The sequence below is a fragment of the Tabrizicola flagellatus genome, from assembly GCF_008271465.1.
In the GTDB taxonomy this organism is placed as follows: Bacteria; Pseudomonadota; Alphaproteobacteria; order Rhodobacterales; family Rhodobacteraceae; genus Tabrizicola; species Tabrizicola flagellata.
Window position 1 is genome coordinate 426,722 of the sequence record NZ_VMDU01000002.1, and the last position, 26,749, is coordinate 453,470.

18 protein-coding genes are annotated in these 26,749 nt (G+C 69.5%); 7 read left to right on the forward strand and 11 right to left on the reverse strand.

Features of this window, described 5'->3' with window-relative positions; all coding sequences use genetic code 11:
- Window positions 1-47: 47 nt before the first annotated feature.
- The 4 genes from FL625_RS05190 to hslO all read right to left on the reverse strand — a co-directional run bounded on the left by FL625_RS05190 (window position 48) and on the right by hslO (window position 4,775).
- Complete coding sequence (locus tag FL625_RS05190) at window positions 48-1,895, reverse strand: ABC transporter ATP-binding protein (RefSeq protein WP_149587556.1); 1,848 nt, start codon at window positions 1,893-1,895, stop codon at window positions 48-50.
- A gap of 161 nt (window positions 1,896-2,056) precedes the next feature.
- Window positions 2,057-3,199, reverse strand: a complete 1,143-nt coding sequence (locus tag FL625_RS05195) for a CCA tRNA nucleotidyltransferase (protein WP_149587557.1) — start codon at window positions 3,197-3,199, stop codon at window positions 2,057-2,059.
- Window positions 3,196-3,792 carry a CoA pyrophosphatase gene (locus tag FL625_RS05200; RefSeq protein ID WP_149587558.1) on the reverse strand — a complete coding sequence of 199 codons (597 nt, stop codon included), beginning with the start codon at window positions 3,790-3,792 and terminating at the stop codon, window positions 3,196-3,198. Before FL625_RS05200 ends, FL625_RS05195 begins: the two co-directional genes overlap by 4 nt.
- Window positions 3,789-4,775, reverse strand: coding sequence for an Hsp33 family molecular chaperone HslO (hslO, locus tag FL625_RS05205; protein WP_149587559.1), 987 nt, complete (start codon window positions 4,773-4,775; stop codon window positions 3,789-3,791). The genes FL625_RS05200 and hslO overlap by 4 nt, the downstream gene beginning before the upstream one ends.
- Before the next feature lie 79 nt (window positions 4,776-4,854).
- Between hslO and FL625_RS05210 the strand changes: the two genes are divergently transcribed.
- Entirely contained in the window at window positions 4,855-5,292 is a 438-nt protein-coding gene (locus FL625_RS05210; protein ID WP_149587560.1) for an NUDIX hydrolase, read from the forward strand.
- Here the strand turns inward: FL625_RS05210 and FL625_RS05215 are convergent.
- Window positions 5,284-6,528 (reverse strand): PP2C family protein-serine/threonine phosphatase, encoded by a 1,245-nt coding sequence (locus tag FL625_RS05215; protein WP_235019320.1) that lies wholly within the window; start codon window positions 6,526-6,528, stop codon window positions 5,284-5,286. The genes FL625_RS05210 and FL625_RS05215 overlap by 9 nt on opposite strands.
- Window positions 6,529-6,697: 169 nt before the next feature.
- Here FL625_RS05215 and FL625_RS05220 point away from each other — a divergent pair, with 169 nt between their 5' ends.
- On the forward strand, window positions 6,698-7,036 hold the full coding sequence (locus FL625_RS05220; RefSeq protein WP_149587561.1) for an Hpt domain-containing protein: 339 nt from the start codon (window positions 6,698-6,700) through the stop codon (window positions 7,034-7,036).
- A 48-nt stretch (window positions 7,037-7,084) separates the two neighbouring features.
- Here FL625_RS05220 and ilvA read toward each other — a convergent pair whose 3' ends face one another.
- Complete coding sequence (gene ilvA, locus FL625_RS05225; RefSeq protein WP_149587562.1) at window positions 7,085-8,332, reverse strand: threonine ammonia-lyase IlvA; 1,248 nt, start codon at window positions 8,330-8,332, stop codon at window positions 7,085-7,087.
- Window positions 8,333-8,442: 110 nt separating this feature from the next.
- On the opposite strand from ilvA, the gene FL625_RS05230 reads away from it, so the two are divergent.
- Complete coding sequence (locus tag FL625_RS05230; protein WP_149587563.1) at window positions 8,443-9,390, forward strand: hypothetical protein; 948 nt, start codon at window positions 8,443-8,445, stop codon at window positions 9,388-9,390.
- Window positions 9,391-9,550: 160 nt separating this feature from the next.
- The gene (locus tag FL625_RS05235) at window positions 9,551-10,777 is read left to right on the forward strand and encodes an argininosuccinate synthase (RefSeq protein ID WP_149587564.1); all 1,227 of its coding nucleotides are present in this window, start codon (window positions 9,551-9,553) and stop codon (window positions 10,775-10,777) included.
- A 162-nt stretch (window positions 10,778-10,939) separates the two neighbouring features.
- Here FL625_RS05235 and FL625_RS05240 read toward each other — a convergent pair whose 3' ends face one another.
- The 4 genes from FL625_RS05240 to FL625_RS05255 form a co-directional block, all read right to left on the reverse strand.
- Window positions 10,940-13,003: a M28 family metallopeptidase gene (locus FL625_RS05240; protein ID WP_149587565.1), complete on the reverse strand. Its 2,064-nt coding sequence runs from the start codon at window positions 13,001-13,003 to the stop codon at window positions 10,940-10,942.
- A 16-nt stretch (window positions 13,004-13,019) separates the two neighbouring features.
- Entirely contained in the window at window positions 13,020-13,556 is a 537-nt protein-coding gene (locus FL625_RS05245) for a SixA phosphatase family protein (protein ID WP_149587566.1), read from the reverse strand.
- Between the two features lie 73 nt (window positions 13,557-13,629).
- Window positions 13,630-14,370 carry a hypothetical protein gene (locus FL625_RS05250; RefSeq protein WP_149587567.1) on the reverse strand — a complete coding sequence of 247 codons (741 nt, stop codon included), beginning with the start codon at window positions 14,368-14,370 and terminating at the stop codon, window positions 13,630-13,632.
- On the reverse strand, window positions 14,367-16,469 hold the full coding sequence (locus tag FL625_RS05255; RefSeq protein ID WP_149587568.1) for a hypothetical protein: 2,103 nt from the start codon (window positions 16,467-16,469) through the stop codon (window positions 14,367-14,369). Before FL625_RS05255 ends, FL625_RS05250 begins: the two co-directional genes overlap by 4 nt.
- Before the next feature lie 372 nt (window positions 16,470-16,841).
- Between FL625_RS05255 and FL625_RS05260 the strand changes: the two genes are divergently transcribed.
- Genes FL625_RS05260 through FL625_RS05270 form a run of 3 tightly spaced genes read left to right on the forward strand, consistent with a single transcriptional unit; the run spans window position 16,842 to window position 24,750 of the window.
- Window positions 16,842-19,661, forward strand: a complete 2,820-nt coding sequence (locus FL625_RS05260) for a S8 family serine peptidase (protein WP_149587569.1) — start codon at window positions 16,842-16,844, stop codon at window positions 19,659-19,661.
- The gene (locus FL625_RS05265; protein WP_149587570.1) at window positions 19,658-21,583 is read left to right on the forward strand and encodes a serine protease; all 1,926 of its coding nucleotides are present in this window, start codon (window positions 19,658-19,660) and stop codon (window positions 21,581-21,583) included. Before FL625_RS05260 ends, FL625_RS05265 begins: the two co-directional genes overlap by 4 nt.
- Window positions 21,584-21,585: 2 nt before the next feature.
- A complete protein-coding gene (locus FL625_RS05270) occupies window positions 21,586-24,750 on the forward strand; it encodes an ATP-binding protein (protein WP_160147733.1) in 3,165 nt (1,054 codons plus the stop codon).
- On the opposite strand, the gene FL625_RS05275 is transcribed toward FL625_RS05270, so the two are convergent.
- Window positions 24,747-26,657 (reverse strand): alpha/beta fold hydrolase, encoded by a 1,911-nt coding sequence (locus FL625_RS05275; RefSeq protein WP_149587572.1) that lies wholly within the window; start codon window positions 26,655-26,657, stop codon window positions 24,747-24,749. The genes FL625_RS05270 and FL625_RS05275 overlap by 4 nt on opposite strands.
- Window positions 26,658-26,749 lie beyond the last annotated feature (92 nt).

A 26,749-nucleotide genomic window follows, 5' to 3' on the forward strand; every position in this document is an offset into this window, starting at 1 on the left:
TCCCGTGCGGCCCAAGAATTTTCGGCGAAAATTCTTGGGCTTGGGGGCTATTCGGCGGCTTCCTCTTCGAGGCCGATGAAGCCGCCGGACTGGCGCGCCCAGAAGCGGGCGTAGAGACCGCCCTTGCGCAGCAGGTCGGCATGGGGGCCGTCCTCGACAACCTCGCCGTCCTCCAGCACCACGATCCGGTCCATCGCGGCGATGGTGGACAGGCGGTGGGCGATGGCGATGACCGTCTTGCCCTCCATCACCCCGTAAAGCGCGCCCTGGATGGCGGCTTCGGCCTCGCTGTCCAGCGCCGAGGTCGCCTCGTCGAGGATCAGGATGGGGGCGTCCTTGAGGATCACCCGGGCGATGGCGACGCGCTGGCGCTGGCCGCCCGACAGCTTCACCCCCCGTTCGCCGACATGGGCGTCATAGCCCTTGCGCCCTTGTGGGTCCTCGAGCGTGAGGATGAAATCATGCGCCTCGGCCTTCTTCGCGGCGGCGATCATCTCGGCCTCGGACGCCCCGGGGCGGCCGTAGAGGATGTTGTCGCGGACCGAGCGGTGGAGGAGCGACGAGTCCTGCTGCACCATGCCGATCTTCTGGCGGAGGCTTTCCTGCGTGACGTCGGCGATGTTCTGGCCGTCGATCAGGATGGCGCCCGACTCGGTGTCGTAGAAGCGCAGGATCAGCTTGACCAGCGTGGATTTCCCCGCGCCGGAGCGGCCGACGACGCCGATCTTCTCGCCCGGACGGATCGTCAGGCTGACGTTCTTCAGCCCCCCGAACCCGCGCCCGTAGTGGTGCGAGACGTTCTTCAGCTCCAGCAGCCCCTCGCGGAACTGGAGCGGCTGCGCGCCGGGCTTGTCCACCAGGGTCACGGGCTGGGCGATCGTCTCCATCCCCTCGGCCAGCGTGCCAAGGTTCTGCACCAGCTGGGTCGAGGCCCACATGATCCAGTAGGTCATGGAGTGGAGCCTGAGGACCAGCGCCACGGCCCCGGCGACGACGCCGACGGTGGCAAGGTCGCGGGTCCAGAGCCACATGGCGAGCGCGGAGACGCCGAGGATCATCAGACCGTTGATGAAGGTCAGCGCCACGTCCATCTTCGTCACGATCCGCATTTCCTTCTGGAAGGTGGTGCGGGCGTGTTCGATGGCCTCCCTGGCGTAGTTCTCTTCGGCCGCCTGGTGGGCGAAGAGCTTGACCGAATGGATATTGGTGTAGCTGTCCACCACGCGGCCCGTGACCGCCGACCGCGCGTCGGAAGAGGCCGTGGCGGCGGGGCCGGCGCGGCGGATGGTCCAGCGCATCAGCGACAGGTAGGCCACGAGCCAGAGCAGGAGCGGCACCATCAGCCGGGGATCGGAGTTCGCCAGCATCAGCAGCGCGCCAAGGAAGGTGGCGGCGGCGAAGGCGGCCATGTCGAAGACCTGGAACACCGCATCGCCGGCGGCGGGCGGGGCCTGCATGATCCGGTTGGCGATGCGGCCGGCAAAGTCGCTTTCGAACCAGCCGACGGGCTGGCGCAGGACATGCCGGTGCGCGCGCCAGCGCATCATCGTGCCGAAGTTCGTCAGGATCGTGTTGTGCAGCAGGCCCACGGACCCGCCCGCGACAAGGGGGCGGACGATCAGGATCACCAGGGCGGCCAGCAGGATCTCGGTCCAGTGGTTTTCGAGGAAGGCCTGCGGCGTCTGGCCCGCCATCAGATCGACGAGGCGGCTGAGATACCAGATCATGCCGACATCCAGCACCGCGTTGCCGACCGAGAAGAGGGCGGTGATCGCGAAGATCCCGCGGAACGGCCGGATGTAGTCCTTCAGGAAGGGCCAGAGCCGGCGGGGCGGGGCGTCCTGCTCAACGTAAGGCTGATAGGGATCGACGAGATTTTCGAGGAAACGAAACATGTTGGGAAGACCCGAAGATGGTGCAGCGATGGGGTGAAGCGGTGCCTGCAAACGACCGCCACGACAGGATCGGTCAACTCAGGCGAGCTGAAGGGGGATCCTGTTTTCCATGCTGGTCTCCTTCCTGGGTGGGACGTCCTTAGACGAATCGCGGCGGATTGTCACGCCTCTTTCAAGAGGTCCTCGCGCGAAAGCATCAGGCCCGAGGAAAGCCAGCGGCCTTGAAGCTCTTTCATCCGCGCGCCCAGCGCCTCGCCCTGCAAGCCTGGCATCAGGTCGGCGGCGATGACGGGGAAGCGGGCGCTGGCCCCGCGCCGGACCTCGTCTTGCCAGCCCGGCGGCGGGGGCGCGCCCAGGCTCGCCGCACGGGCGAGGATGGCGTCGAGCCCAAGGGTTTCGCCAAGGCGCCAACCCAGTACGGCGGGGGTGTCCGCGCTGGCGATGGCGGTCCGGAGGGCGGTGAGATCGCGGGCTTCGGCCTTGGAGAGGCGGAGGATGTCGGTGTCGCCGCCGAGAACGGCAAGGCGGCGGAGCCAGCGGGGGTGTTCCTCGGCGTCGAGGTGGACGAGCGGGGCAAGAGCGCGCGGGTCGGCGCCGGGCAGGACGCGCGCGAGGACACCGGCCTGCGCCATGGCGGCAACGGCGGGGGCCGGGTCGCGGGCAGAGAGGAGCTTGCGCAGTTCGGCGGTGACGCGTTCCTTCGAGATGAGGTCGAGACCGTCCGCCAGCGCGGAGCAGGCGGCAAGGCCTTCGGCGTCGATCCCGCCCTCGGGGTCGCCATAGCAGGCGTGGAACCGGAAGAAGCGCAGGATCCGCAGATAGTCCTCGCGGATGCGCGTCTCGGGGTCGCCGACAAAGCGGACGCGGCGGGCTTGCAGGTCGGGCAGGCCGTGCAGCGGGTCGATGACCGCGCCGTGCCGGTCGGCATAGAGCGCGTTCATCGTGAAGTCGCGGCGGTGGGCGTCTTCCTCGATCCGGGTCGAGAAGGCCACCACGGCGCGGCGACCGTCGGTTTCCACGTCGCGGCGGAAGGTGGTGACCTCGTGCGGCTTGCCCCCGGCGACCACCGTGACGGTGCCGTGGTCGATGCCGGTGGGGACGGGTTTGAAGCCTGCAGTCTCGGCAAGGGTGGAGAGGGCTTCGGGCGTTGCGTCGGTGGCGATATCCACGTCGCTGACGGGCTCGCCAAGAAGCGCGTTGCGGACGCAGCCGCCGACGAACAGGGCCTGGTGGCCTGCCGCTTCCAGCGCCTGCATCAGGGCCTGCGTGCCCGGATGGTCCAGCCAATCTCCTGCAAGCTTCATTGCCCCACCCGGTTCGCCAACCCCCGCAGGATACGCGCGGTGGCGCCCCAGATGTAATAGGGGCCGTAGGGGACGGCGTAATAGCGGCGCCAGACGCCCATCCAGCGGCGGCGCTCGATAGTATAGCGGGCGGGCGTCAGGACGTGGGAGAGGGGGACGGTGAAGACTTCCTCGACCTCGCCGGCCTCGGGAACCGGGTCGAAGGTGCCGCGGATCAGGCCGACGAAGGGGGTGACGGCAAAGCCGGTGACGGTTTCGTGCACCGGGAGGGTGCCTAGGATTTCCACCCGCGACGGTTCAAGGCCGATCTCTTCGCGGGTTTCCCGCAGCGCGGCGGCCTCGGGGCCGGCGTCGGTGGGGTCGACCTTGCCACCGGGAAAGGCGATCTGGCCGGGGTGGTGTTTCAGCCGCGATGACCGCTTGGTCAGGATCATGGACGCGCCTTCGGGGCGCAGCCAGACCGGGACCAGCACGGCGGCGGGGCGCAGGGGCTTGTCGGGGCGGGGGTGCATCCCCGGGTTCAGGTCGAAATCCGAGGATGGCCCGGCGGGGCGGGCCAGCGCCGCGCGCAAGGCGTCCTCGGGGTCGGTCATTCCGACTTGACCGCCTCGAAGCCCAGCGTCCTGGGGTCCATCTCGTAATGCGCGCCGCAGAACTGGCAGTCGGCGGTAACGACCCCGGCCTCGGTGGTCATCTTCGCGATGTCCTTCTGGCTGTAGATCGACATGGTGTTGCGCACCTTGTCCTCGCTGCAGGAACAGCCGAAGCGCACCGGCTGGGCGTCGAAGACGCGCGGGCCTTCCTCGTGGAACAGGCGCACCAGAAGGTCGGTGGGGGGCACCGAGGGGCCGATCATCTCCAGCGTCTCGACGGTGTCGAGCAGGAGGTTTGCGCGGTTCCAGTCGTCGGATTCGGCGCCGGCCAGGATGTCGGCATGCGTCAGGAGTCCGCCCTCGCCCGAGCCCTGCTCGGCCGCGACCCCGCCCGTCTGCGGCATGTGTTGCAGCATGATGCCACCGGCGCGCCAGCGGAGCGGCCGGCCGGGTTCGGCGCTTTCGCCGTAGGCGAGCTGGAAGCGGGTCGGGATCTGTTCGGACTGGGCGAAATAGGTTTCGGCGCAGGCCGACAGGCTGCCCCCGGCGATCGGCGTGAAGCCCTGGTAGGGCAGCATCCCCTCGCCCTGGTCGAGCATCACCGCGAAATACCCCTCGCCGATCTGCGAGAAGGGGTCGGCGGTCGGGTCGAGCCGTTCGGCGTCGTAGCTGGCATAGGCGCGGATGCGGGCGGGTTCGCCTTCGGCGGTCGGGCCGTAATAGTCGGTGGCGATCAGGCGGGCCGGACCCTTGCCGCGAACCTGGAGCGACAGCTTCCAGCGCAGCTTGATGGTCTGGCCGATCAGCGCGGTGAGAAGCGCGGTCTCGGCCACCAGCGCCTCGATCACCGAAGGATAGGCGTGCTGCTTCAGCACCTGGTCGAGGACCCCGTCCAGGCGGGCGACGCGGCCGCGGATGCCCGAGGCGTCAAGCTGGAAGGGCAGGACGGTATCGTCCCAGGCGATTTGCGAACCGGTGGTCATGGGGAGTTCCTGATGGTGCCGAATGCTGGCATACCGCGCCTATATAGTCAGGGCAACCGCCGCACCAAGGGGGTGACGCATGATCCGACGCCACGGCGAGCCGGTGAAACCGGGCCAGACCTACACCCGCCGCCCCGGGGTTTATGCGATCCTGCTGCGGGGCGACCATATCCTGGCCACGCACCAGGCCGAGCCGGTGCCCGAGTTCCAGTTGCCCGGCGGCGGGATCGACCCTGGAGAGCAGCCGATCCCGGCGTTGCACCGCGAGGTGCGCGAGGAGACCGGCTGGAAAGTCGCGGTGACGCGGCGTCTCGGGGCATTCCGGCGCTTCACCTACATGCCGGAATACGATCTCTGGGCGGAAAAGGTCTGCACCGTCTATCTGGCGCATCCAGTCCGCCGCCTTGGCCCGCCGTCCGAGCCCGGGCACACCGCGATCTGGCTGCCGGTGGAAGAGGCGCTCTGGCGGCTGGGCAATCCGGGCGACCGGGCGATGCTGGCCCGCGCCCTAGGATAGGTCCAGCACCACGGCCGAGACATCGTCGGCAAAGCTGTCGCTACCCGACTGGCGGGCGATGTCCCAGATGAGCGATTCCAGCAGGTCGGCGCCGGAGAGGCGCGCCGAGGCCCGCAGGCTTGCGGCCAGCCCGTCCTCGCCGAAGTCGCCGCCCGCGGGCAGCGGACATTCGGTGACGCCGTCCGAGACCAGCACCAGCCGGTCGCCGGGGGCAAAGGGGATGTCCTGCCAGTCATAGCTTGCATCGGGGACAAGGCCGATCGGAAGGCCGCCACGGCCAAGGCGTTCCACCTGGCCCGACGCGCGGATCATCATCGGATGCGGATGGCCGGCCTGGACCAGGCTGATCTGCCGCGCCGCGCGGTCGGCCACGGCGAAGACCATGGTGAAATACTGTTCGGCCTGGATCTCCTCCAGCATCAGGCGGTTGAACCGCTGCGCCACGGCTTCGGGCGGCAGAAGGACATGCGTCCCGCGTGGACCCTTCTGGAAGGCGAGGTTCTGTTCCGGCGACGAGCCGGTCAGGAACCCCGCCAGCCGCGCCGTCATCATCGCCGAGGCGACGCCATGGCCCGAGACATCTATCGAGTAGGCCGCCACCCGGTTGTCATCGACGCGGAAGCTGCCGACCAGATCGCCCCCGACCCGACCCGAATTGCGCAGCATGAGCGAGACCGTGGCCCAGCCGTAGTCCCGCACCCGGTCGCGCACGAGGGTCTGCTGCAGTTTCCGCGCCTCGATCAGGTCGCGGTCGAGCGAATCATAGATCCCCTGCAGTTCGGCCAGGGTCGAGGCGATGACCCTGTTCTTGGCCAGAAGCTCGGCCTGCATGGCCAGCATGCGTTCGCCCGCACGCAGGCGGGCGCGGAGTTCGTTCGAAGCGACGGGCTTGGTCAGGAAGTCATCGGCCCCGGCCTCCAGCCCATCGGCGATCTCGGTCGTCTCGGACTTGGAGGTGAGGAGGATGAAGTAGCCGTAGGATTCACGATCCAAGGCCCTGAATTCGCGACAGAATTCAAGTCCGGTCAGGCCCGGCATCATCCAGTCGCTTATGACGATGTCGAAGGCCTGATCCTGGCAGAGTTCCAGCGCGGACGAGGCGGTGCCGCAGTCCGTGACCCGATACCCCCAGCGGGACAATTGCATCGACAGCATGAGACGCTGGGCCCGGCTGTCATCGACAACCAGCACATGCCGCGGCGCGCCGACGCCCGGCTGCCCCATTTCGCCCCTCATCGCACCGGCAAGCACATTCACCTCTCCGACCTGATCGGCGCAGCCTGCGGTTCCGGGCTTAACGCCGGGTGAACGCTAAAATGCGCGACAAGAAGCAGGGGGTTGGCGACTGTTTGTTAACGATCGCGCCGCCAGACTGCGTGCGTGGGTGACAGTGCGGGTGGGTGCCATGATAGACTGGAAAAGGGTGGACGAATTGCGGGAAGAGATCGGCGCGGACGGTTTTGCCGAAGTCGCCGGCATGTTCCTGGAAGAAGCCGAAGGTGCCGTGCGGGCGCTGCTTGAGGGCGTGCCGGAGGATGAGGTTGGGGCGCAGCTGCATTTCCTGAAGGGCAGCGCACTGAACCTTGGCCTCCGCGACCTGGCGGTGATCTGCCAGGAAGGCGAGCGTCGGGCCGCCGCCGGCGATGGGGCTCTGGTGGACGTGGCGCAGGTCGCGTCGGTCTATCGCGCCTCGCGCGCCGGGCTGCTGGACGGAATGTCCGCAGACAGGGCCGGGGCCGCCTGAAGCCCTGCCGCCCGCAATCCGGGGCGCACGCCTGGGGCCGGCGCAGGTCTAGATGAGGAACTCGGACAGGGCCTCGTCGTTGGTGATGTCGCGGAAGGCCAGGCCCGCGTCATCCATCCGGGCGGTGAAGCCGGCGAACCCGCCGGCCGATCGCGTCTCGATCCCGATCAGCACCGAGCCGAAGTTGCGTGCCGATTTCTTCAGATATTCGAAGCGTGTGATGTCGTCATCGGGGCCCAGGAGGTTCAGGAACTCGCGCAGGGCGCCGGGGCGCTGCGGCATGCGCAGGATGAAATACTTCTTCAGCCCCGCGAACCGCTGGGCGCGTTCCTTGACCTCGGGCAGGCGCTCGAAGTCGAAATTCCCGCCCGAGGTGACGCAGACCACGGTCTTGCCGCGGATTTCCTCGGCCAGTTCGGGCAGCACGTCCAGGGACAGGGCGCCGGCAGGTTCCAGCACGATGCCTTCGTGGTTCAGCATTTCCAGCATGGTCACGCAGATCCGGTCCTCGGGCGCCAGCAGCACATCCTCGCGGTCCACCCAGTCCAGCCGGCGGAAGGTGTGGTCGCCGACCCGGGCCACGGCGGCGCCATCGACGAAGCTGTTGACCTGCTGCAGCTTGACGGGCGCGCCGTCCATCAGCGCGGCGGTCAGGCTGGCCCCGCCGAGGGGCTCGACAAAGCGGAAATCGGTGTCCGGCGCCACTTCGCGCAGATAGCTGGTCACCCCCGAGGCCAGCCCGCCCCCGCCGACCGGCAGCACCACGAGGTCGGGCGCGCGGCCGAGCTGGTCCAGGAGTTCCACCCCGACCGACGCCTGTCCCTCGATCACGTCGGGGTCGTCGAAGGGCGACAGGAAATGCGCGCGCGCCTCGGCACAGAAGGCCTGGGCGGCGGCAAGCGTCTGGTCGAAATAGTCGCCGGTCAGCACGATCTCGATGTTCGCGCCGCCGAAGACGCGGGTCTTGTCGATCTTCTGCTGCGGGGTCGTCACCGGCATGAAGACCGTGCCCGAGACATCGAAATGCCGGCAGGCATAGGCCATGCCCTGCGCATGGTTGCCCGCGCTGGCACAGACGAAGCGGCGCTGGTCGGGCTGTTGTGCCCGCACCTTGCGCATCGCATTGAAGGCTCCGCGCAGCTTGTAGCTGCGGACCGGCGACAGGTCCTCGCGTTTCAGCCAGATCTCGGCGCCGTAGCGGTCCGACAGGAAGTCGTTGCGCTGCAGCGGCGTTTCGGGGAACAGCGCGCGCAGGGCCGCGGTCGTCGCTCTTGCCGCATCCGCAAAGCCTGACATGGCCCCAGTATACCTCTGGTTTATGCGTTGTGTCATATTCTGGCCATGATTGGCGCCCCGCATGGAAGACCATTCATTAGCCTGTGCCATCCAGACAAGGACTCGCTCCAATGCGCAAGATGAAACTGTTGTCTGTACTTGCCGTGTCACTCCTGGTTTTTTCCCCGGCCCTGGCAGTTCTCCCCCCGGGGTTTGGCGCCGCACATGCCAAGGGTGAGGGCTCTGGTGGGGGGAAGGGCAAGTCTGAATCGAAGAAGTCCGAATCGGGTAAATCCGAGGCTAGATCGTCCGGGAAGGGGAAGTCCGAGGCGAAGTCGTCCGAGAAGCGCAAGGCCAAGCAGGAGAAGTCCGCCAAATCCGCCGCCAAGAAGAAGACAACGAAGGCGGCCGAAGACGGCTCCATGAAGGCCGCCAAGGCCAAGTCCGCAAAGGCGGCGGGGCTTGCGCCGAACGAACTTGGCAAGATGAACGGCGCCATGAACGCCAACATCAACGCCGTGCTGGCGCATATCCGCAACGGCCAGACGACGAAGGGTCCGGTGGGCCTTCTGGCCGGGCTGGCGGTGGCGGACTCTTCGGCCCTGGCCGCGGCGGGTCAGGCGGCTGAACTGGAAGCACGCGCCGCGGAGTTCGATGCCCTTCAGGCGAAGGTCGAGGAAGCAGGCTTCGCTACCGTGGAAGATTATCTTCAGGCACGGACGGACGGCACGCTGACGAACGAGCAGCTGGCTGTGTCGGGTGACATCGACACAATGATCGCAGATCTTGGCGGAACCGATGCGACCGGGCTTCAGCTTGCAGAAAGCCGGCCGGAGGATGCGGAGATCCAGGCTGCCCGGGACGCCGCTGCCCTGGCGGGCCAGGCTGTCACCGATGCCGAACAGGCGATCATTGACGCCTGGAACAAGACGGGTGACGCGACAGCGCTGCTGGACGCCTTGCGCGCCAGGCTGGCCCCGCACCAGACCGAGATCGACGCCACCGTGGCCGAAACGCTGGCATCAGATGAGACCGCGGTGCTTCTTCCCGAAGCGGATGAGGTCATCGTCGTGAAGTGATCCGCCTGGCCACAGGGCCATGGCCGCACCGAAGCGAGCGCCGAATCATCGGGGCGCGCGTCCGGCTTCTGCGGGTCGAGCCTCGACACGGGTCTCGGCCATTCTTGCCCTCGGCCCGGTTTCGCTTTAAGCGCCAGCGAAACCGGGACGGAGTGCATCCATGCAGAAGCCGAAGAAAGTCGTCCTCGCCTATTCGGGCGGGCTTGATACCTCGATCATCCTGAAATGGCTGCAGACGGAGTATGGCTGCGAGGTGGTGACCTTCACCGCCGATCTGGGCCAGGGCGAGGAGCTGGAGCCCGCCCGTCAGAAGGCGCTGCTTCTGGGGATCAGGCCCGAGAACATCCACATCGTCGATGTGCGTGAAGAATTCGTGCGCGACTTCGTCTTCCCGATGTTCCGGGCCAATGCGCTGTACGAGGGGCTGTATCTTCTGGGCACCTCGATCGCCCGGCCGCTGATCAGCCAGCACCTCGTGCGCATCGCGCATGAGACGGGCGCGGATGCGGTGGCGCATGGCGCGACGGGCAAGGGCAACGACCAGGTGCGGTTCGAGCTGTCTGCCGCGGCGCTGGATCCGGCGATCAAGGTGATCGCGCCCTGGCGACTGTGGAATCTGACCAGCCGGACGAAACTGCTTGAGTTCGCCGAGGCCAATCAGATCCCGATCGCCAAGGACAAGCGGGGAGAGGCTCCGTTCAGCGTGGACGCGAACCTGTTGCACACCTCGTCGGAGGGCCGCGTGCTGGAGAATCCGGCCGAGGAATTCCCGAACTATGTGTTGCAGCGGGTGGTGCCGGTGGAAGAGGCCCCCGATCAGGCCGAGATGGTGGAGATCACCTTCGAGAAGGGCGATGCCGTGGCGATCAACGGCGAGCGGATGTCGCCGGCCACGATCCTGACCCGGCTGAACGAGCTGGGCGGCAAACATGGCGTGGGCGTGCTGGACCTGGTGGAGAACCGCTTCGTGGGGATGAAGAGCCGCGGGGTTTACGAGACGCCGGGCGGCACCATCCTGCTGGAGGCGCACCGGGGGATCGAGCAGATCACGCTGGACGCGGGCGCGGGGCACCTGAAGGATTCGATCATGCCGCGCTATGCGGAACTGATCTACAACGGGTTCTGGTTCAGCCCCGAGCGCGAGGCGCTACAGGCGCTGATCGACAAGACGCAGGAGCATGTGACCGGGACGGTGAGGGTGAAGCTTTACAAGGGCTCGGCCCGGACGGTGGCGCGCTGGTCTGAGCATTCGCTGTATTCGGAAAAGCACGTCACCTTCGAGGAGGATGCGGGCGCCTACGACCAGAAGGACGCGGAAGGCTTCATCAGGCTGAATGCGCTGCGGCTGCGGCTGATTGCGAGCAGGAACGCACGGGTGGCGAAGTAGCCGTCCACGGTGGACGGAACTCTGGTCAAAGGCACATCAAGGGGTTGAGGGCGCGCATTTACGCGCCCTTTACCTTTGGCGGTGTGCCGCGGAACGCTCGTCGATGACTTCGTCACTCCTCGCTTGGCCTTCGCGACGAGAAGCCGGAGGCGCAAGAGGAGCCTAGAGCGCAAGCTGCGTCACGGCGCGGGCGACGGCGCAGACGATGTCGCGGGCATAGGCGGCATCCGTCGTCCGGTCGGCGGCGCGGTGGTAGTTCGGATTGCCGTCGGCGGCGGGCTCGGTGGGCAGGTTCGCGAAGAAATTCTCGCTGGCCAGCACTGCGCCCCAGCCCTGCTGATGGAAGGCCGCATGGTCCGAGCGGTTGATCGCCCCGTCATAGACGTTGCGGTCCGGCCCGCCGAAGGTCGAGGTGCCCTTGTAGATCTGCGCGGGCGCCAGCCGGCCAAGCTGGGCGGCGGCCAGCGCCACGCGGTCGGCCAGCGGCAGGCTCAGGTCGCGGATCGCGGGGTCGGTATAGCCCGCATGCAGCTCGAAGATCCGGTTGGCGTCGGAATTGTAGCCGATCATGTCCATGCAGATCACCGCCCGCACCGGCGCCCGAGCCGCCTTAAGGGATGCCGCATAGGCCTTGGACCCGACCAGGCCCGATTCCTCGGCGTTGAAGAAACAGAAGCGGACGGTGTGGGTCAGCCTGCCGGCATAGGCGCGGAAGTGGCGGGCGAGCGACAGCACCCCGGCCAGGCCGGAGCCGTTGTCGTCGCGCCCCGGCGCGGGGCTGGTGGGCGCCTGGTAGCCCGGTTCGAACCCGGCAGTCGAATCCATATGCGCGCCGACGATGACGAGACCCGCGCCGAAGCCGGGGAGCGGGCAGCGGTGCTTCCACCAGGGAAACCAGGGTTGCAGCTTCAGGACCCGTTCGATCTCGGCCCGGATGGTGGCATCGGGCAGATCGTCGAAGCCCTCGGCCCAGCTGTCCTGGGCGAGGGCACCGAGATCCGGCAGCCAGCGGTCGGGCGGGGGCAGGGGGCCGGCATCGCGCAGGATGCGGAGGTAACGCTCCAGGATCTCGGGCCGGATCCGCAGGCGGCCCAGGCCGGGCAGGTCGGCGATGATGTTGGAATGGGTGGCCCCGGCATGGACGAAGTCGTGCCGCCAGGGGCAGTAGCCCATGCCGCGCAGGTCGGCGATCAGCGCGGCCTCGGCGCGCTTGTTGTCGGGATGCGCGGAATGGCGCGAGACGATGGGGCCGGCGGCATCGAGCGTGGTGACGCCCGTGTAGCGGTCGAGGTCGGCCTCGTAGGCGGCGGTCACCACCGAACAGCGCGGGCGGATCGCGGCGAGGATCTTGCGGACGGCGGGGTCGAGTTCCACGGCCTCCAGTATCTCGGGCAGCTTGCCGATGTCGGGCACGTCGAAGTCGGCGGCCTCGTGCAGGGCCGGTTGCAGAAGGCCGGGGTCGGGGGCGAGAAACTCGGCATGGCCATGACCGCCGTGCAGGTGGAGGGCCTCGGCCGTCTCGCCGGGTTTCAGCGCGATCAGGATCTGGCCCGGCTCGCTGTAGAGGATGGGCCGGCCGGCCAGCGCGGCGGCGAGGTCGCCCTGGTGGCCGGGATCGCCCGCGTCGAGCCGGGCCCAGACCAGATCCTCGGTCGCGGGGTCACAGGCGAGGGGAAAGACCGAGAGGCCCATCTCGGCGGCGGTGGCCTGGGCCTCGGGCGGGATCAGGGCGATCAGCGCCCAGCCGTCGGGTGCGGGCTGGAACTGCATCGGGATCGCGCCGCTGCGGGACGCGAAGCGTTCGACGACATCGCGCGGGCCTGCGATGCGGGCGGCGACCGGGGCAACGCCCCTGGCCAGCATCGGGATCAGCGCGGGATGGGCGGCGGGGGTGAAGCCTGCGGCCCGCGCCTCGCCGCGCAGGCGCCGGTCGGCCGAGACCAGCGCGGTCGCCGGATCGCTGCCCGAGAGCGCGCCGAGGTCGCCGTAGGTCAGCGGGCCGAGCGGCAGCAGGCGGAGGGCGGCGGGCGCGAAGCCGGTCAGGGCCTCGGCCCCGGGCAGGTCGGCGGCGCCGGGGAGGGCAAGGAGGATCTCGACCCCGGTGAGGCCGGTTGCGGCCGCGTGCAGCGATGGCGCGAGGTCTAGGCCAAGGAGGCGGCCGTCCTCCTCGCGCAGGGTGCCGCTGGTCTGGTCGAGAACGACGATGGCGCGGGTGATCGGGGGCATGGGGGTCTCCTGACGGTCAGGGCGTGGGGGTGCCGTAGCGCAGGCGCAGGATGCGGGTCGCGCACCAGCTGCGGGTGAGGACGAAGAGCCGGTCGAACTGGCTGTCGGCCAGTTCGGGCAGGCCGGGGGCGCCGAGCGCGGCGGCGATGTCATCCACGGTGTTGGAATGGGCGACGACCAGGACGGTGCGTCCGGCGTGGCCGGCGCGGATCGCAGCGACCAGGCCCGCGGCGTCGGTCGCGGCATAGAGCGTGGGTTGCAGTCCCGCCGTCTGTGCCGCCGGGGCGCCGGTCTGGCGCGAGCGCAGCGTGTCGGTGACGAAGACCGCCGAGAGGTTGGCGTCCTGCAGCATCTGGGCCAGAAGCGCGGCGCGGGCCTGCCCGGCGGGGGTGAGCGCCGGGTCGGCGCCGGCCCCGCGTTCGGCATGACGGACCAGGACGACCGTCACGGTCCACAGGAGCTTGGCAAGCCTGCGCTTGATGGTGGCAGTCGGTTCGATCTCGTGCAGTGGCAGAAACGCCGCCCCGGAGGGGGCGGAGGCCGGGCTGTCCATGGCGATCCCTTCCTGAAATGATGGTCGCGCTGCGACGGGCCGGAGCCTTGCGGCCCCGGCCCGGTCCGGCGGTTCAGTCGCCGTCGAAGTCGATTTCCAGCCGCATGGTGCGGATGCCGCGCGTGGCGCCGTCGATCTCCTCTCCGCGAAGGATCTTCAGGATCTCTTCCATCGTCGGGCGCCGGGTGCGGACCGGACGGTCGGGGAGCTTCGGCGGCCAGTCCTGCGGGCCGTTCGGCGGGCCGTCCTTCGGCGGATCGTCGTCGTCGTCGTCGGGCTCTCCGGGGTCGTCGTCCCTGGCCATGCGGAAGTCGAGCTTGTAGGTCATGCCGCCCGACAACTCGCCGTCGAGGAGGGTGCTGATCCGGATCTCGTCATCCTTGCGGTCGATCGACTGCCTGAGGAGATCGGCGTCGAAATCCTTGCCGCGGGTCAGGACCAGCATGACCTTGCGGCTTTCGCGCGGGCCAAGCTCGAACTTCGCGCCGCCGGCCGACCGGATGGCGATGCGCCAGCCAAGCTTTTGCAGGAACCTGGGCAGCGTCACCTCGACCTTGGCCACCACGGGCTTGCTGAACGGGTTGCGGATCCAGATGAGGTGCTTGCGGAAAAGCTTGATGATGTCGAGGATCGTCGGCCGGACCGGAGAAATGTTGCGCTGGCCGATGTTGTTGTCGAAGGGCACGAAGCGGTGTTCGGGGATGGTGCCCTGGATCGTGGTGTCGTTGCCGGGATCGCCGGTGGCATGGGCGATGGCCATGAGGCATTCGTGGCCGACCACGGTCGGGACAAAGCGGAAGGGCCCGAGGATCACGCTGGCCCCCGGCGCGAGCGGACCTGGGGCGGACAGCGTGGCGTGTCCATCGGCGCCCAGTCGTCGGGGAAGGCGAGGCCCGAGCCGAGCAGCGCGTGGTAGGCATCCACCCGCACGTTCTGCGCCGGTTGCATCCCGCGGTTCTTCACCCGGACATACATGTAGCTCTTGAACCCCACGAGCGGGTTCTGGTGCGTCAGCCCGCCGTCGGGGCGGCGCCGGCACCACATGTCCTGGCAGGACCAGTGGTTCGCGAGGTAGGTGTATTCCCCGCCCCGTCCGTCGTCGATGTAGACATCCACGTCCGGCGGGTTGCCTTCGCGGTTCACCGTCTGCGGCTGGCCGGGAGCGGCGCCGGGCTGGAACAGTCCCTGCTTCTCGAAGGCCCAGCGGATCACCTTGTGCAGTGCCCCGCCGGGGATGCCCTTGAACGAGGGCGTGGTCCTGTCGGCGGTCTGGAGATGGCCCACGAAGACTTCCGGGATCGCCGTGGTGGCGGTCATCAGGCCGATGGCCTTGAAGATCAGATAGGCCGTGACCTGGGCCGCGCGGCGCTGGGTCGCCAGGTGCGGGGAATCGCCGCCGATCGCGCGGTAGAAGCGGAACAGCGTGGTGGAGAGCACCTGCTCGCCGCCATACTGGGTGTTCCAGCGCGGGCCGAACCAGGCCCAGCCGTCGGCGATGGCGCGGTCGTGGCGGCGGTCGATGTTGAGGCCCGCCGCGGTCCAGGGGAAGGTCATGAACCGGTCCGCGGCCTGCGAGCCGGGATCGTTCAGGATCGCCCCCAGCGCGTCGCCCGCCGAATGGGCGAAGCCGAAGTTCGGGCTGTTCACGTTGTCCCAAAGGAGCGCGTGGCCGAATTCGTGCCAGACCACCCGGTTGTCGGTGGCAATCCCGATGGTCTGTCCGGGGATCATCTTGCCGAAGCGCAACTCAAGCAGTCCGTTGCCCATCGCGTTGCCGGGGGCCTGGGCGTTGACCGCGTCACCCAGCGCGCGGAAGTCGCAGGGCACCGGGAAGGTCGTGCCGTTGAAATAGGAGGCGACGTTGAATCCGTAGTCCTCCATCGTGCGGAACAACCGGTCGCAGTGGTGATAGCAGTTGGTCGCGGTGAATTCCTCCGTCTGGGCGTCGAAGTTGAAGGCGCCGTTGATGTTCGGAACCGTGGGCGCGGTCTGCACCGGGGCCTGGGTCTCGGCGATGCGGACATAGTTCCCCGACAGGGGCTGCGGCACCGCCGGGATCAGCCCGGCCATGGTGTGCGAGCTGCGGAACGGGTTCAGCACCGCGTTCGGCGAGGCGGCCGAGACATTGGCCCCGGTCTGGGTCTGCGGATCGCGGTCGAACACGAGCCCGGTCGCGCAGGCCACCAGCGCCCGCAGATAGAGGACATCGCCACTTTTCGGCTCCACCAGCGCGCGCCAGTTGACCGGTGCCTGACCCTTGCCCATCGCCGCCTGGAACAGCACCTCGTCGCAGATGTAGTGCTTGCCCTTGGCCAGGCCTTTCAGCTTCGTCGGCGGCAGGCGCGGCAGGTCCACGCCCGGCCCGCCGATGCAGCCTTCGTGGTCATGGGCCTCTTCACGCTCGTCCGGTTCGTAGCGCAGGACGACCTGACGCTCGATCCGGGCATTGTCCATGTCGGGCAGTTCGATGCCCAGTAGCTTGACCAGCGCGGCGCGGCTGAGCTTGCGGGTGCCGGCCGGGGCAAGTGCCGAGGGGTTCTCCACCTCGATCTCGGCGTGCATCGAGGACTGGACCGATTCCAGCGCCAGGCTTTCGCCGTCCATCTGCATCCCGAGCCGGGCCCCGAACACGTCGAGCCCCATGACCTTCTGCTGATAGACGACGACCTTGGTGCCGGCGACGTCCCGTTCCGACTGGAATTCGGCCACCGGTGTGTCGCCCGCGCCTTCCAGCGCGGGGTCTCCGGCCAGGCGGGTTCCCGCAAGGCCAAGTGTGTCTTGCAGGGATTTCATGTAGTGTTCCGCCGCAAGCTGCGGCGTGGACAGAGTGGTGGCGCTTTCGAGTGTCGAGGCTTCGGGGGCCTGAACGAAAACGACTTCGCCATACTCGTTGCGAACAACGGTCTCGGCCATCGTTTATCCTTCCTGGACTGGGGGGTCCGCATGGGCGGGCCTGACTGAATGGGCATGCTGCCGGTGAAATCCGGTTGGAAGAAAAGGAACTTTGCTTTCTGGAACGGGCGCCGAAATCAACATTGCGCCTTGCAGACAGATTAGCGCATTTGCCCGAGTCGGCCAAAGGCTGAATCAACCAGAAGCGGAACCTGACGCATTATTCACGCTATGCTCAGAACAAATCCGCTAGTATCCTGTAAATTGTTTATCGTTTTCAGTTTTGCGGCCGCAGCACTTCAGGCCTTGCGGGCACCCCGTCGCCCACCGCCTTGCCGCATGGCGGCCTGATCGTGATCCGGTGTCTGAACATTGCATCCTGGAGGTGGCCCCATGCCGCAGCTTGATGGTTTGCCCGCCCTGCGCAGCCTGATGCAGGACGCTGCGCAAGAGGATACGCGGTCCCTCTACGACCCGGACCGGCTGCGGTTCGCGCTGACCGTGCCGGCGGGCGGCGCGGATGCGGCGGCGCTGCGGGCAAGGCTTGCGGCGTTGCTGGGATCGGACCGCTTCGCGCTGGAGCCCCTGTTCGACGCGCCCGAGCCGGACGAGCCCGTCACCTTCACCTTCGCCCCCTTCGGTCTGGACCGCACCCTGCCCGAGGATGCGCTGTTCGGCATCGCGGCCGAGCTGCGCGGCGAGCTCGGGCTTGTCGCCTGCGACCCCGACCTCGGTGCCACCGCCTATGTCGAGCCGGTCCCCGAGACGCCCGCCGGCACCGAAGGCGTGGTGATGGACGCGATCTGCTGGGAGAAGGGCACCCCGCCAGAGCCGAAGACCTGGGCGCTGGAAAAGACCCGGGTCATCCAGGCCTGGGCGATGTCGCCGGGCAAGGGCAAGGGGATCATCGTGGCCCAACCCGACACCGGCGTCGCCGACCATGCCGAGTTCGCGGACACCACCTTCGATTTCGGCAAGTCGCTGAACCTGATCGAGGGCGGCAGGCAGCCGACCGATCCGCTGGCGGCCTCGATGTCGAACCCGGGGCACGGGACGGGAACGGGGTCGGTGCTGGCCTCGGGCGAGGGCGGGCGGATGAAGGGGGCCGCGCCGAAGGCAACTCTGGTGCCGATCCGCGCGATCAACGACGTGAAGATCTTCAACGCGGCGCCGGTGGCGAAGGCGATCGACCATGCGGTAAGCGTCGGCGCGCATGTGATCTCGATGAGCCTCGGCGGCATCCCCTCATTCGCCCTGCGGCAGGCGATCCGGCGGGCGGTGCGGCAGAACGTGATCCTGGTTGCGGCGGCGGGCAACTGCGTCGGGCTGGTGGTCTGGCCGGCCGCCTATCCCGAGATGATCGCGGTCGGCGGCACGAACATCCGGGACAAGCGCTGGAAGGGCTCTTCGCACGGGCCGGCGGTGGATTTCGCCGCCCCGGCCGAGTTCGTCTGGCGCGCCGACCGGCAGAAGCCCGACGCGCCCAAGGACGGGATCGCGGGCGGGCAGGGCACCTCGTTCGCCACGGCGCTGACGGCGGGCATCGCGGCGCTGTGGCTGGGGCATCATGGCCGGACGAAGGTGATTGCCGAGGCCAACGCGCGGGGCGTCAGCGTGCAGGCGCTGTTCCGCACGGCGGTGCAGCAGACGGCGCGGAGGCCGGCCGGTTTCCCCTCGGGTCTTGGCGCGGGGGTCATCAATGCCGAGGCGCTGTTGTCGCTGGCCTTGCCCTCGATCGCGGCGGCGGCGCCGGAATCGGCCTTCGAGGACCCCAGCGGAGGGATCGAACCCGCGCTGACGCGGATGTTCGGGCCGGGGCGGCTCGATCCCGACTTCGACTGGGATGCGCATGGGCCGGAGGTCGCGGCGCTCGTGCTGGCCGATGCGCGGGCCGGGCGCAGTCCGCGCGGCGCCGGGCGCGAGGTGCGGGCGTTCCGACAGGCATCGGCCGGGCTGACCGAAGCGGCTGCGGCAAGCCGCGACCCGCGCCTGGCGCAACTGGCGCTGCGCGGCCGGCCGCCCGCGCCCTCGATCCTGATTCCCGCCCCGGTGGACGCCGACCGGCTTGCCGGGGTGCTGAGAAGCCTTGGCGCGGCCGCAACACCGGGGATCACGCCGGAGGCCGCGGCATCGGTGGACCCGAAGGACGGGCAGGCGCGGCTGGACGCGCCGGGCCGGCGCGAGGTGCTGAAGCCGCTGACCCGGCGGCTAGAGAAGGGCAGGCAGACGGTGGATCTGGACCGGCTGGACGCGGGGCTTGCGCGGCTGCATGCCGAGGGCACCTCGGCCCGGCTGGACGAGACGACGCTGATCGAGCTGGAGGCGCTGGTCTCGCTTACCGACCGCCCGGCCCTGCCGGTCACCTGGCGCACCACGCTCGAGGGGCGGCAGGTGCAAAGCATCGACACCGACGACCCCGAACTGGGGCAGTTCGCGGCGCTTCTGGTCCTCGCGCGGCCGGACCTGGAGGCGGGGCCCTTGCAGGCGGTCGGGCGGATCGACGGCGACGGGATCCATCTGGGCACCGGCTTCGTGGTCGGGCCGGGGCTGGTGATGACCAACCGGCATGTTCTGGAGGAATTCGCCGCCCCGCTGCCACGCGCCGACAACCCGCGGCGCTGGCAGATGGTGCGGGCGGCGACGATCGACTTTTCGCCCTCGGGCAATGATCCGGCGCAGCGTTTCGCCATCGAGGAGGTGGCCTTTGCCGGGCCGCGGCAGATCCATCGGCTGCCGATCAGCTTCGACAAGCTGGACATGGCGATCCTGCGGGTCCAGCCGGTGAATGCCGCCGGCATGGCTCTGCCGAAGCCGTTCCGGGTGAACGCGGACCCGGCCTGGCGCGGGACGGATGCGAACCTGTTCGTGGTGGGGTTCCCGGCGCCGCCGGCCTCGGTCCCGCGGGACGAGCGCGGTGCGCTGCGCCACGATGTGATCGAACGGCTGCGCGAGCTGTATGGGCTGAACTACCGGCGCAAGTATTTCAGCCCCGGACTGGTGCAGGCGGCAAGGGCGCAGACGGCCGGGGCGATGGTGTTCGACCACGACGCGACGACCCTGGGCGGCAATTCGGGGTCGGTCGTCGGCCAGCTTGGCGGCGATCTGCCGGCGGTGGGTCTGCATTTCGCCGGCGACTGGCTGCGCGCCAACCATGCGCATGACCTGGCGCTGGTCCGGGCCGCTACCGCCGGCGTCGCCGCCCTGCTGCCATGACCGGGCCTGCCCTGACCCCGGCGCAGGCCGAGGCCCTGGCGCGCGGGATCACGGGCAACCGGCTGGCGGTGGCCGCCGTCCATGACGAGATCGCCGCGCGGGTGTCGCGCGACCTGCCCGATTTCAAGACTCTGGCGCTTGGGATCCACCAGCCCGTCCCGGCCTTTGCGGCCGTCATCCTGGCCGCGGCCAGCCGGGATCCGCCCTGGCACGGAACCCTTCTGGCCGAGTTGTCCGCGCTGGGGATGATCGACCTGCCGGCGGCGATGGCCGAGGCCGAGGCGGCGGGAGGCAGCGTCCAGGTCCTGCCGCAGAACGCCGACGGCAGCGGGATCGGGGTGCAGGAATTCGCGCAGGCCATGTCGCCCGCGCTGGGCATGGCCGACCTGCTGGCGGCCTTCAACCTGGCCGCGCGGCGGCTGTGCCTGGTCCGGGTCGCCGATGCGCAGGGGGCGGGCACGGCAAGCCAGGGCACCGGGTTCCTGATCGGGCCGCATACGGTGCTGACCTGCTGGCATGTGGTCGCGCCGCTGATCGACCCCGCGACCGACCGCCTGTGCGACAATGCCGCCGCGCGCCTGTCCTGCCGGTTCGAGACGCTGGGCACCGGCGATGGCCGGCTTTACCCGGTGCCCGAGGACTGGCTCGTCGCCTTCAGCCCCGCGCGGAAGGCTCCGGGCGACGCGGCCCCGCAGGCGACCAGCCCGGACGGCACGTTCCTCGACTATTGCGCGATCCGGCTGCGCGGCGCCCCGGGGCGCGAGCGCGGCTGGTACGACCTGGCGCAGACCGGCGCGCTGGACCATTCGACAGACAATTTCTTTGTCTTCCAGCATCCCGCCGCCGTCCCGCAACGCGCAGGCTTCGCCCCTGGCACCGTGGTGGACCCCGGCGACCCGAACCACCTGCGCCACCGGGTCTGGACGGCCGGCGGCTCGTCGGGCGGCCTGTGCCTGGACAACCGCCTGCGTCCGATCGCGCTGCATCGGGCCAAGGTCACGGCACGCGACGCGCTGGGCCGCGAGCGCACGCTGCACAATCTGGCCGTCCGCCTGTCGGCGATCCATGCCGCGCGGCCCGACCTGGGCGATCCCCGGCTGGGCGATCCGCAACGGCGCAACGACCGGCTGTCGCGTCTGGCCGACGGTTCGCGGGCGGTGGTGGGGCGGGGTAGCACGCAGGACACGCTGCGGCGCATGCAGCTGGGGCCGGACCCGGCGATCCTGATCGTGCAGGGGCCAAAGGACAGCGGGAAAAGCTTTTCGACGGCGCTTCTGCGCGATTCGGTCCCGATCGAGGCACGGACGATCATCGAGCTGTCCGCGGGCGAGCTGCCTGCAAAGGCGATGGACCTGGCGCGGCTGATCCTGGCCCGGGCGGGCGTGCCGGCGGACAGGATCGACACGCTGCTGTCCGCGCAGGGCGGCCTGACCACGGCGGCGGCGACCGTGGCCGGAATCTTCGCCGTGCTGAAGCGGGAATTGCTGGACCTGGCCCGGGCCAATCCGGCGCAGCCGCGCACGCTGTGGCTGGTGATCGACGAGCTGGACGTGGCCCGCCTGCCCGGGATCGGCGCGCGGATGCTTCTGGACCAGATCTACAGCGATGGCGAACTGCGCGAGGCCCTGCGCGTGGTGCTGATCGGGCTGACCGACACGCTGGTCGGGGTGGAGGCCCGGCTTGTCGGCTTCGACCCGATACCCGACCCGGCACGGATCGCGGCGCAGGAGCTTGAAGACTGCCTGGACGGGTTGAGTGTCGCGGCGGGCAAGGCGCCGGCCGTCGGAGAATCGCGCCGCCATGCCCGGCTGGTGCTGGGCGCGGCCGAGGAACTGGCGCGGCAAGGCGGCGGGCGGTCGCTGCTGGCGCTTCTGTCGGGCTATCTCGCGCATGTCTATCTGAAGGCGGTCGAGGAATGGTAGCCATGGCCGACATCGACCTGACCCGCGCCGCGCTGATCGGCGCCTACGACCCGCGCGTGCTGCTCGGCCCCACGCCCGAGGACGGAGCAGCGCGGTTGCAGGCGCTGGCGGCGGTTTCCACCGAGGTGCAGGTTGGCGAGACCTGGCTGTGGCGGCTGACCCCGGACGCGCAGCGCGACGGGTTGGCGCGGCTGCCCTCTGGCGCGGCGCGGCGTGCGCTTCTGGCGGGCCTGCCCGAGGCCGGAGACGATGCCCTGGCCCGTTCGCTGCGGCTTCTGCTTGCTGGCGGGCGGGCCGCGCCGGCCATTGCCCGGCCGCGCCGGACCCGGCCGAAGGAAGAGGACCTGCCCGCGCTGTTGAGCCTCTTGCAGGCGCTGGAGCTTTTGCGGAACGCGAAGGTCGAGCTTGAGGGCTGGGCCGCCGACCCTGATCTCGCGCGGCGCTTGGCGCGCCTTGCCGTGCAGTCCGACAAGCTTGCAGCCAGCCGGCAGATCCTGGGCTGGAAGTTGCGGGGCCGCAGGGACGAGCTGTCGGCGCTCGCGGATTTCGCCGCCACGGGGCGGATCCGCATCCCTCCGCTGGTCCTGCCGGACGCACCTGTCGCCACCGCAAGCAGCGCGCCGCCTACGGTGATCCTGTCCGGGCTGGGCGGCAGCGGGAAGTCGGCGCTGCTCGAGGCCCTGCGGCGGCGTCTCGGGCGAGACCGGTCCATCCTGCGGGTGGTGTTCGACCTGGACCAGCCCGCCCTGCGCGCCGGGCACCGGGTTGCGCTGACCCAGGAACTCCTGCGCCAGGTGGGCGAACAGCGGGCCGACCTGGACGAAAGGCTGTCGGCGATCCGGCAGACCCTGCGCGGCGGCGTGGCGGCGGGCAGCGAGACGGTCGATCCCGGCCGCGAGGCGAGTGCGGTCGTGGCCAGCCTGACGGCGCTGAACGAGATCCTGACGGCAGAGGGCGCCGACGCGCCGATCCGGCTGGTGCTGATCTTCGACACGTTCGAGGAGGCGCTGATCGTGGGCGAATACCGGGTCGGGTTGATCGCCGACTGGATCGCACTGGTCGGCCGCCAGCGCCTGATGCCCAGGGTGATCCTGTCGGGGCGCGAGGCCGGCACGATCCCGCCGGCCCATCTGCCCGGACTTGCCGTGCAGGGCGTTCTGCCGCTGGGCGATCTGGGAACCCAGGCCGGGCGGGCGCTGCTGCGCGACCAGTTCCGGTCCCGCTCGGTCGAGGGCATCGACCTGGTGCCACGGCTGGTCGAGGTCTTCGGGTCGGACCCGCTGACACTGATGATGATCGCGCGATTTGCCGAAAGCCTGGGCCGGGAGGGGCGCGACGTGGAGGCGGAGCTGACCGCCCTTGTGCAGGACGGGCCGTCCGAGGCGCGGGGCCGGCTGGACGGCGAGTTGCGGCAGGCCTTCCTGTTCTCGCGCATCCTGGACCGGCTGCCGACGCGGGAGTTGCAGGCCGTGGCAAGCCCGGGACTGGTGCTGCGCGAGGTGACGCCCGAGCTGATCCGCGAGGTGCTGGCCGGCCCCTGCGGGTTGAAGGTGGATCTGACCGGGGTCGAGGCAAGGGCCCTGTTCGACAGGCTGGCCGAGATGGTCTGGCTGGTCCGACCAGTTCCGGGCGCGCCGGAGCGGGTGGAGCATCTGCCCGACCTGCGCCGGAGGATGCTGCCGCAGATCCTCCAGGATCCGAGGGCGAAGGCGGTGGCCGGGGCGGCGGCGGCCTGGTTCGAGGCTCGGGCAGCGCGTGGCGAGCCTGGGGCGGATCTGGACGCGGTCTACTACCGCGCGCTTGCCGACCCGGCCAGCCTGCCGGACGACCCCGATCTGCTGCGGCGGCTGGCTGATCACCTGGGCGTTTTCGTGGACGACCTGGACTTCGCGCGCGACAGGTTCCGCGATGCCCGGGGCCGGGTGGTGAGCCGCAAGGCGGTCGAAACCCTGGCCTGGGGAGCCGTGCAGCGCGGCGCGCGCGTCCGGCGGCAGAAGGTGCAGATGTCGGAAGGCCAGGAACGCGCCGCGATCCAGGAGGCGGTCGGGGCCGAACCGCCGGACGATACGGCGATGTCCGCCGAGCAGGTGTCGCTGCGCTTTGCCGAGCTGAACCTGGCCCTGGTGGCGGGCGAGGCGCCGCGCCTGGCGCGACTGCTGCTGGATGCGATCCCGGGCATGGCCGCGCCGCTGTCGCCCTCGGGCGAGATGACGGCCGAGGAGTTGCAGGGCCTGTCGGTCGCGGCGCTGCAGGCGGCGACGGCCTGCCATGCCCCGGACCTCGGCCCCGATCCGGCAGCGGGTCTGGGTGCGGCGGTGCGGGACTGGCTGGAGGATCCCGAGCGGCGCGAACGGCTGCGGTGGGTCTTTGCCAATGCCGCCGAGCAATCGGGGCAGCTCTGGCCGGCGCGACTGGCCCTGATGCTGGTCCTGTCGCTGGCCGGCAGCGCGGCACCGGCGGATCCGGGCGAGACCCTGTGGCAGGGCGTGCGGGCCATGGCGCGGCTGTCGCACAGCCCCTTTGCCTGGCGCGGCCTCCGCCTGGCGGGGCCCTTGGCCGCGGATGCGGCGATCAAGGGCATCGCGCTGCCCTATCTGGCGCCCGAGGTGATGAATTTCGTGGCCGGCGAGTTCCGCGACTGGGCCGAGAGAACGGTTCCCGATGCCCTGCGGCGGGAGGAGCTGCAGAAGGTGTTCGTTCCCTTCTTCGAGGCCCCGTCGCGGGTGTCGATCCGCGATCACAACGCGGTCGATGCCATGCTTTACCGCGAGGATTTCACGGTCAGGGACAGGCTGCCGCTGTTCGGGAGGCTGCCGGCGACGATGCCGGGGCGCCTGCCCGAGTTCCACGGCGCATTCAGGGTGATCCTGGGCGGCGAGGACCTCGCGCCGGTCGTGGTGCAGGAGGCTGTCGCCGCGCTGGCACGGTTCGTGCCTTGGTGGCCGAAGGAGCTGAGGCCAGAGGTCTTTGCCGAAGCACCCTACAGCCCGACACTGGTCGCCTCGCTGATCGATACGGCAGACCGCTGCGGGCGCCTGCCGGACCTGGCGGCCGCTCTCGCCCGGCAGCCGGAGGCGCCGGCCGGGTGCGGGCGTCTTTCGGCGCTGATCGAGGCCACCGTCAGCCACTATCGCCGGGCCGCCGAGGCAGGTCCGACCGGCGGCTAGGGCCCGTCGTGCGGCAGGCCGGCGGGCTGGCCGTTCCAGAGGCCCGACAGGCTGTAGGCCTGCGCAAAGCGGTCGTGGCGGTAGGTCAGCTGCCCCTGCTGCGCGCCCGTGACGGCGATCTCCAGCACCAGGCCATCGTCAGTCTCTGGCAGGGTGGCATCGGTCCCGCTGCCCTCGACCGCCAGCCCGGACCAGAACCGGCAGTCGGAGAAGCGGTAGTCCGTGCCCCGGTCGCTCGGACTGGCCGAGAGGGTGCCGCCCAGCGGGCAGCCGAAGGTCGTCGGATGCTGGCCATCCCAGCCGATGAGCGGGATCAGGCTGAAAAGCTCGGTCTCGACCGCGCGGGCGACCGCGAAGGCGTCGGACATCTGTGCCGGATCGGTCAGGGTGAGGGGCTCGTACTCGGTCATCGGATCCTGTTCGCACCGCTGCTCGCGGGCCGCCGGTAGCGTGCCGTCGTAGAGGAGCGACTCGACGATGCGGTCCGGGCAGGCATGGCCCCGGCCCCAGATCACATGCGACCCGCCGGCCATGAAGACGCCATAGGCATTGCGGGCCGCATCGAGCACGGAACGGGCCATCGAGATCGGCGTGATCGGATCGCGGTCTCCGTTAAGGATCAGCGTCGGCCAGTCGCCACCGGCATAGGGGGCAGGCCGGCGGTCGGGGCCCTGATGCGGCCAGAGCGCGCAGGCCACCCGTTCCAGGTAGTAGGCCCGCAACAGGCGCGGCGCCTGCGGCTGAAGGGCCCGGGCCTCGTCCAGAATGCGCCGGGCGCGTTCCTCGGGCGTGCCTTCGCCGCTGCCGTAGTCGGAACAGGTGATCGCGTAGTAGGCCGCGCCGAACCAGCCGGGATCCTGGAGGCCGATCTCGGTCTCGGGGTCGATATACATGTTCAGGTAGCCAAGCTGGAGCATCGGCACCAGGTTGCCCCGGCCGGCCGCGGCCAGCGCGCGCAGGAATTCGGCCCGGCCCTCGGGCGAGTAGAGCGCGAAGAAGGCATTGGCTTCGAGAAAGCCCGTGGTCAGGTGGCGCGTGGCGGTGGTGCCGTCGGCCAGCGGATAGGGAACGGGAATCGGTGCCTCGGCCGCGCGGCGCGCAAGGTCGTCATAGGCGGCAGCCGCGCCACCGGGAATGTCCGTGGCGCAGGCCGGCTGCGCGTCGCAGAGCGCGAAGGTTTCGGACAAGAGCGCCTCGGCCGCCAGGGTGTAGCGGCGGTAGAAGCCTTCGGCGTCCAGCGTCAGGTCGACCACGCCGTCGAGGATGACCCCACGGACCGCCTGGGGAAACTGCGTCGCGTAGGCCTGCACCAGCTGGGTGCCGTAGCTTTCGCCGTAAAGCCAGACCTTCGGCGCGCCGATGGCCTGGCGGAAGGCCTCGGAATCGCGGATCGCCTGATCGGTGTCGACGACCGGCAGCAGCTCGTCCGCGTCCAGTTCGGCCGTGCAGTCGGTGACGAAGCGTCCGGCGGTGGCCAGCACGGCCTCGGGGTCGTCCAGAGAGACCGGGGCGATGTCGAATCGCGCCTGCGCCGTCGGGCAGGCCAGGCCATGCACCGAGCCGGTTCCGCGCTGATCCACGAAGACGATGTCGATGTTCTCGGCCAGGCTGGGGTCGAAGGCCGCGAGGTAGCTGTCGGTCGAGGCCAGCCCCGATCCGCCCGGACCGCCGACGAAGTAGAACAGGATCCCGCGGCTTTCGTTGCTGGCGAAGGACAGGGCGAAGGTGATTTCCAGCGTCTTGTCCGGGTCATTGGCGCGATGGTCGAGCGGCACCGTCAGCGAGGTGCAGGTCAGGTTGCTGAGATCGCAGGGGAAGAGGTCGAGCCCGGACACCGCATCCCGGAGCGACATCTCGGCAGAGGCGGGGCTGGCAAGGAGGCCCAGAAGAAGCACGGCGTGACGCATCGGGGCCTTTCGGTCGGCGCAGGGATTCGGCGGTTTCGGCAGCCGAGTGCGGGGTCAGGCTAGTCCGCTGCACAGGAATGGCCAAGGGGGGT

Coding starts and splice junctions, on each gene's coding strand:
- FL625_RS05190 (WP_149587556.1), bottom strand. CDS start 1,895: ATGTTTCGTTTCCTCGAAAATCTCGTCGATCCCTATCAGCCTTACGTT.
- FL625_RS05260 (WP_149587569.1), top strand. CDS start 16,842: ATGCCGCAGCTTGATGGTTTGCCCGCCCTGCGCAGCCTGATGCAGGAC.
- FL625_RS05240 (WP_149587565.1), bottom strand. CDS start 13,003: ATGCCCCCGATCACCCGCGCCATCGTCGTTCTCGACCAGACCAGCGGC.
- FL625_RS05270 (WP_160147733.1), top strand. CDS start 21,586: ATGGCCGACATCGACCTGACCCGCGCCGCGCTGATCGGCGCCTACGAC.
- FL625_RS05235 (WP_149587564.1), top strand. CDS start 9,551: ATGCAGAAGCCGAAGAAAGTCGTCCTCGCCTATTCGGGCGGGCTTGAT.
- FL625_RS05215 (WP_235019320.1), bottom strand. CDS start 6,528: ATGAGGGGCGAAATGGGGCAGCCGGGCGTCGGCGCGCCGCGGCATGTG.
- FL625_RS05245 (WP_149587566.1), bottom strand. CDS start 13,556: ATGGACAGCCCGGCCTCCGCCCCCTCCGGGGCGGCGTTTCTGCCACTG.
- FL625_RS05210 (WP_149587560.1), top strand. CDS start 4,855: ATGATCCGACGCCACGGCGAGCCGGTGAAACCGGGCCAGACCTACACC.
- FL625_RS05200 (WP_149587558.1), bottom strand. CDS start 3,792: ATGACCGACCCCGAGGACGCCTTGCGCGCGGCGCTGGCCCGCCCCGCC.
- hslO (WP_149587559.1), bottom strand. CDS start 4,775: ATGACCACCGGTTCGCAAATCGCCTGGGACGATACCGTCCTGCCCTTC.
- FL625_RS05255 (WP_149587568.1), bottom strand. CDS start 16,469: ATGGCCGAGACCGTTGTTCGCAACGAGTATGGCGAAGTCGTTTTCGTT.
- FL625_RS05220 (WP_149587561.1), top strand. CDS start 6,698: ATGATAGACTGGAAAAGGGTGGACGAATTGCGGGAAGAGATCGGCGCG.
- FL625_RS05275 (WP_149587572.1), bottom strand. CDS start 26,657: ATGCGTCACGCCGTGCTTCTTCTGGGCCTCCTTGCCAGCCCCGCCTCT.
- ilvA (WP_149587562.1), bottom strand. CDS start 8,332: ATGTCAGGCTTTGCGGATGCGGCAAGAGCGACGACCGCGGCCCTGCGC.
- FL625_RS05230 (WP_149587563.1), top strand. CDS start 8,443: ATGCGCAAGATGAAACTGTTGTCTGTACTTGCCGTGTCACTCCTGGTT.
- FL625_RS05195 (WP_149587557.1), bottom strand. CDS start 3,199: ATGAAGCTTGCAGGAGATTGGCTGGACCATCCGGGCACGCAGGCCCTG.
- FL625_RS05265 (WP_149587570.1), top strand. CDS start 19,658: ATGACCGGGCCTGCCCTGACCCCGGCGCAGGCCGAGGCCCTGGCGCGC.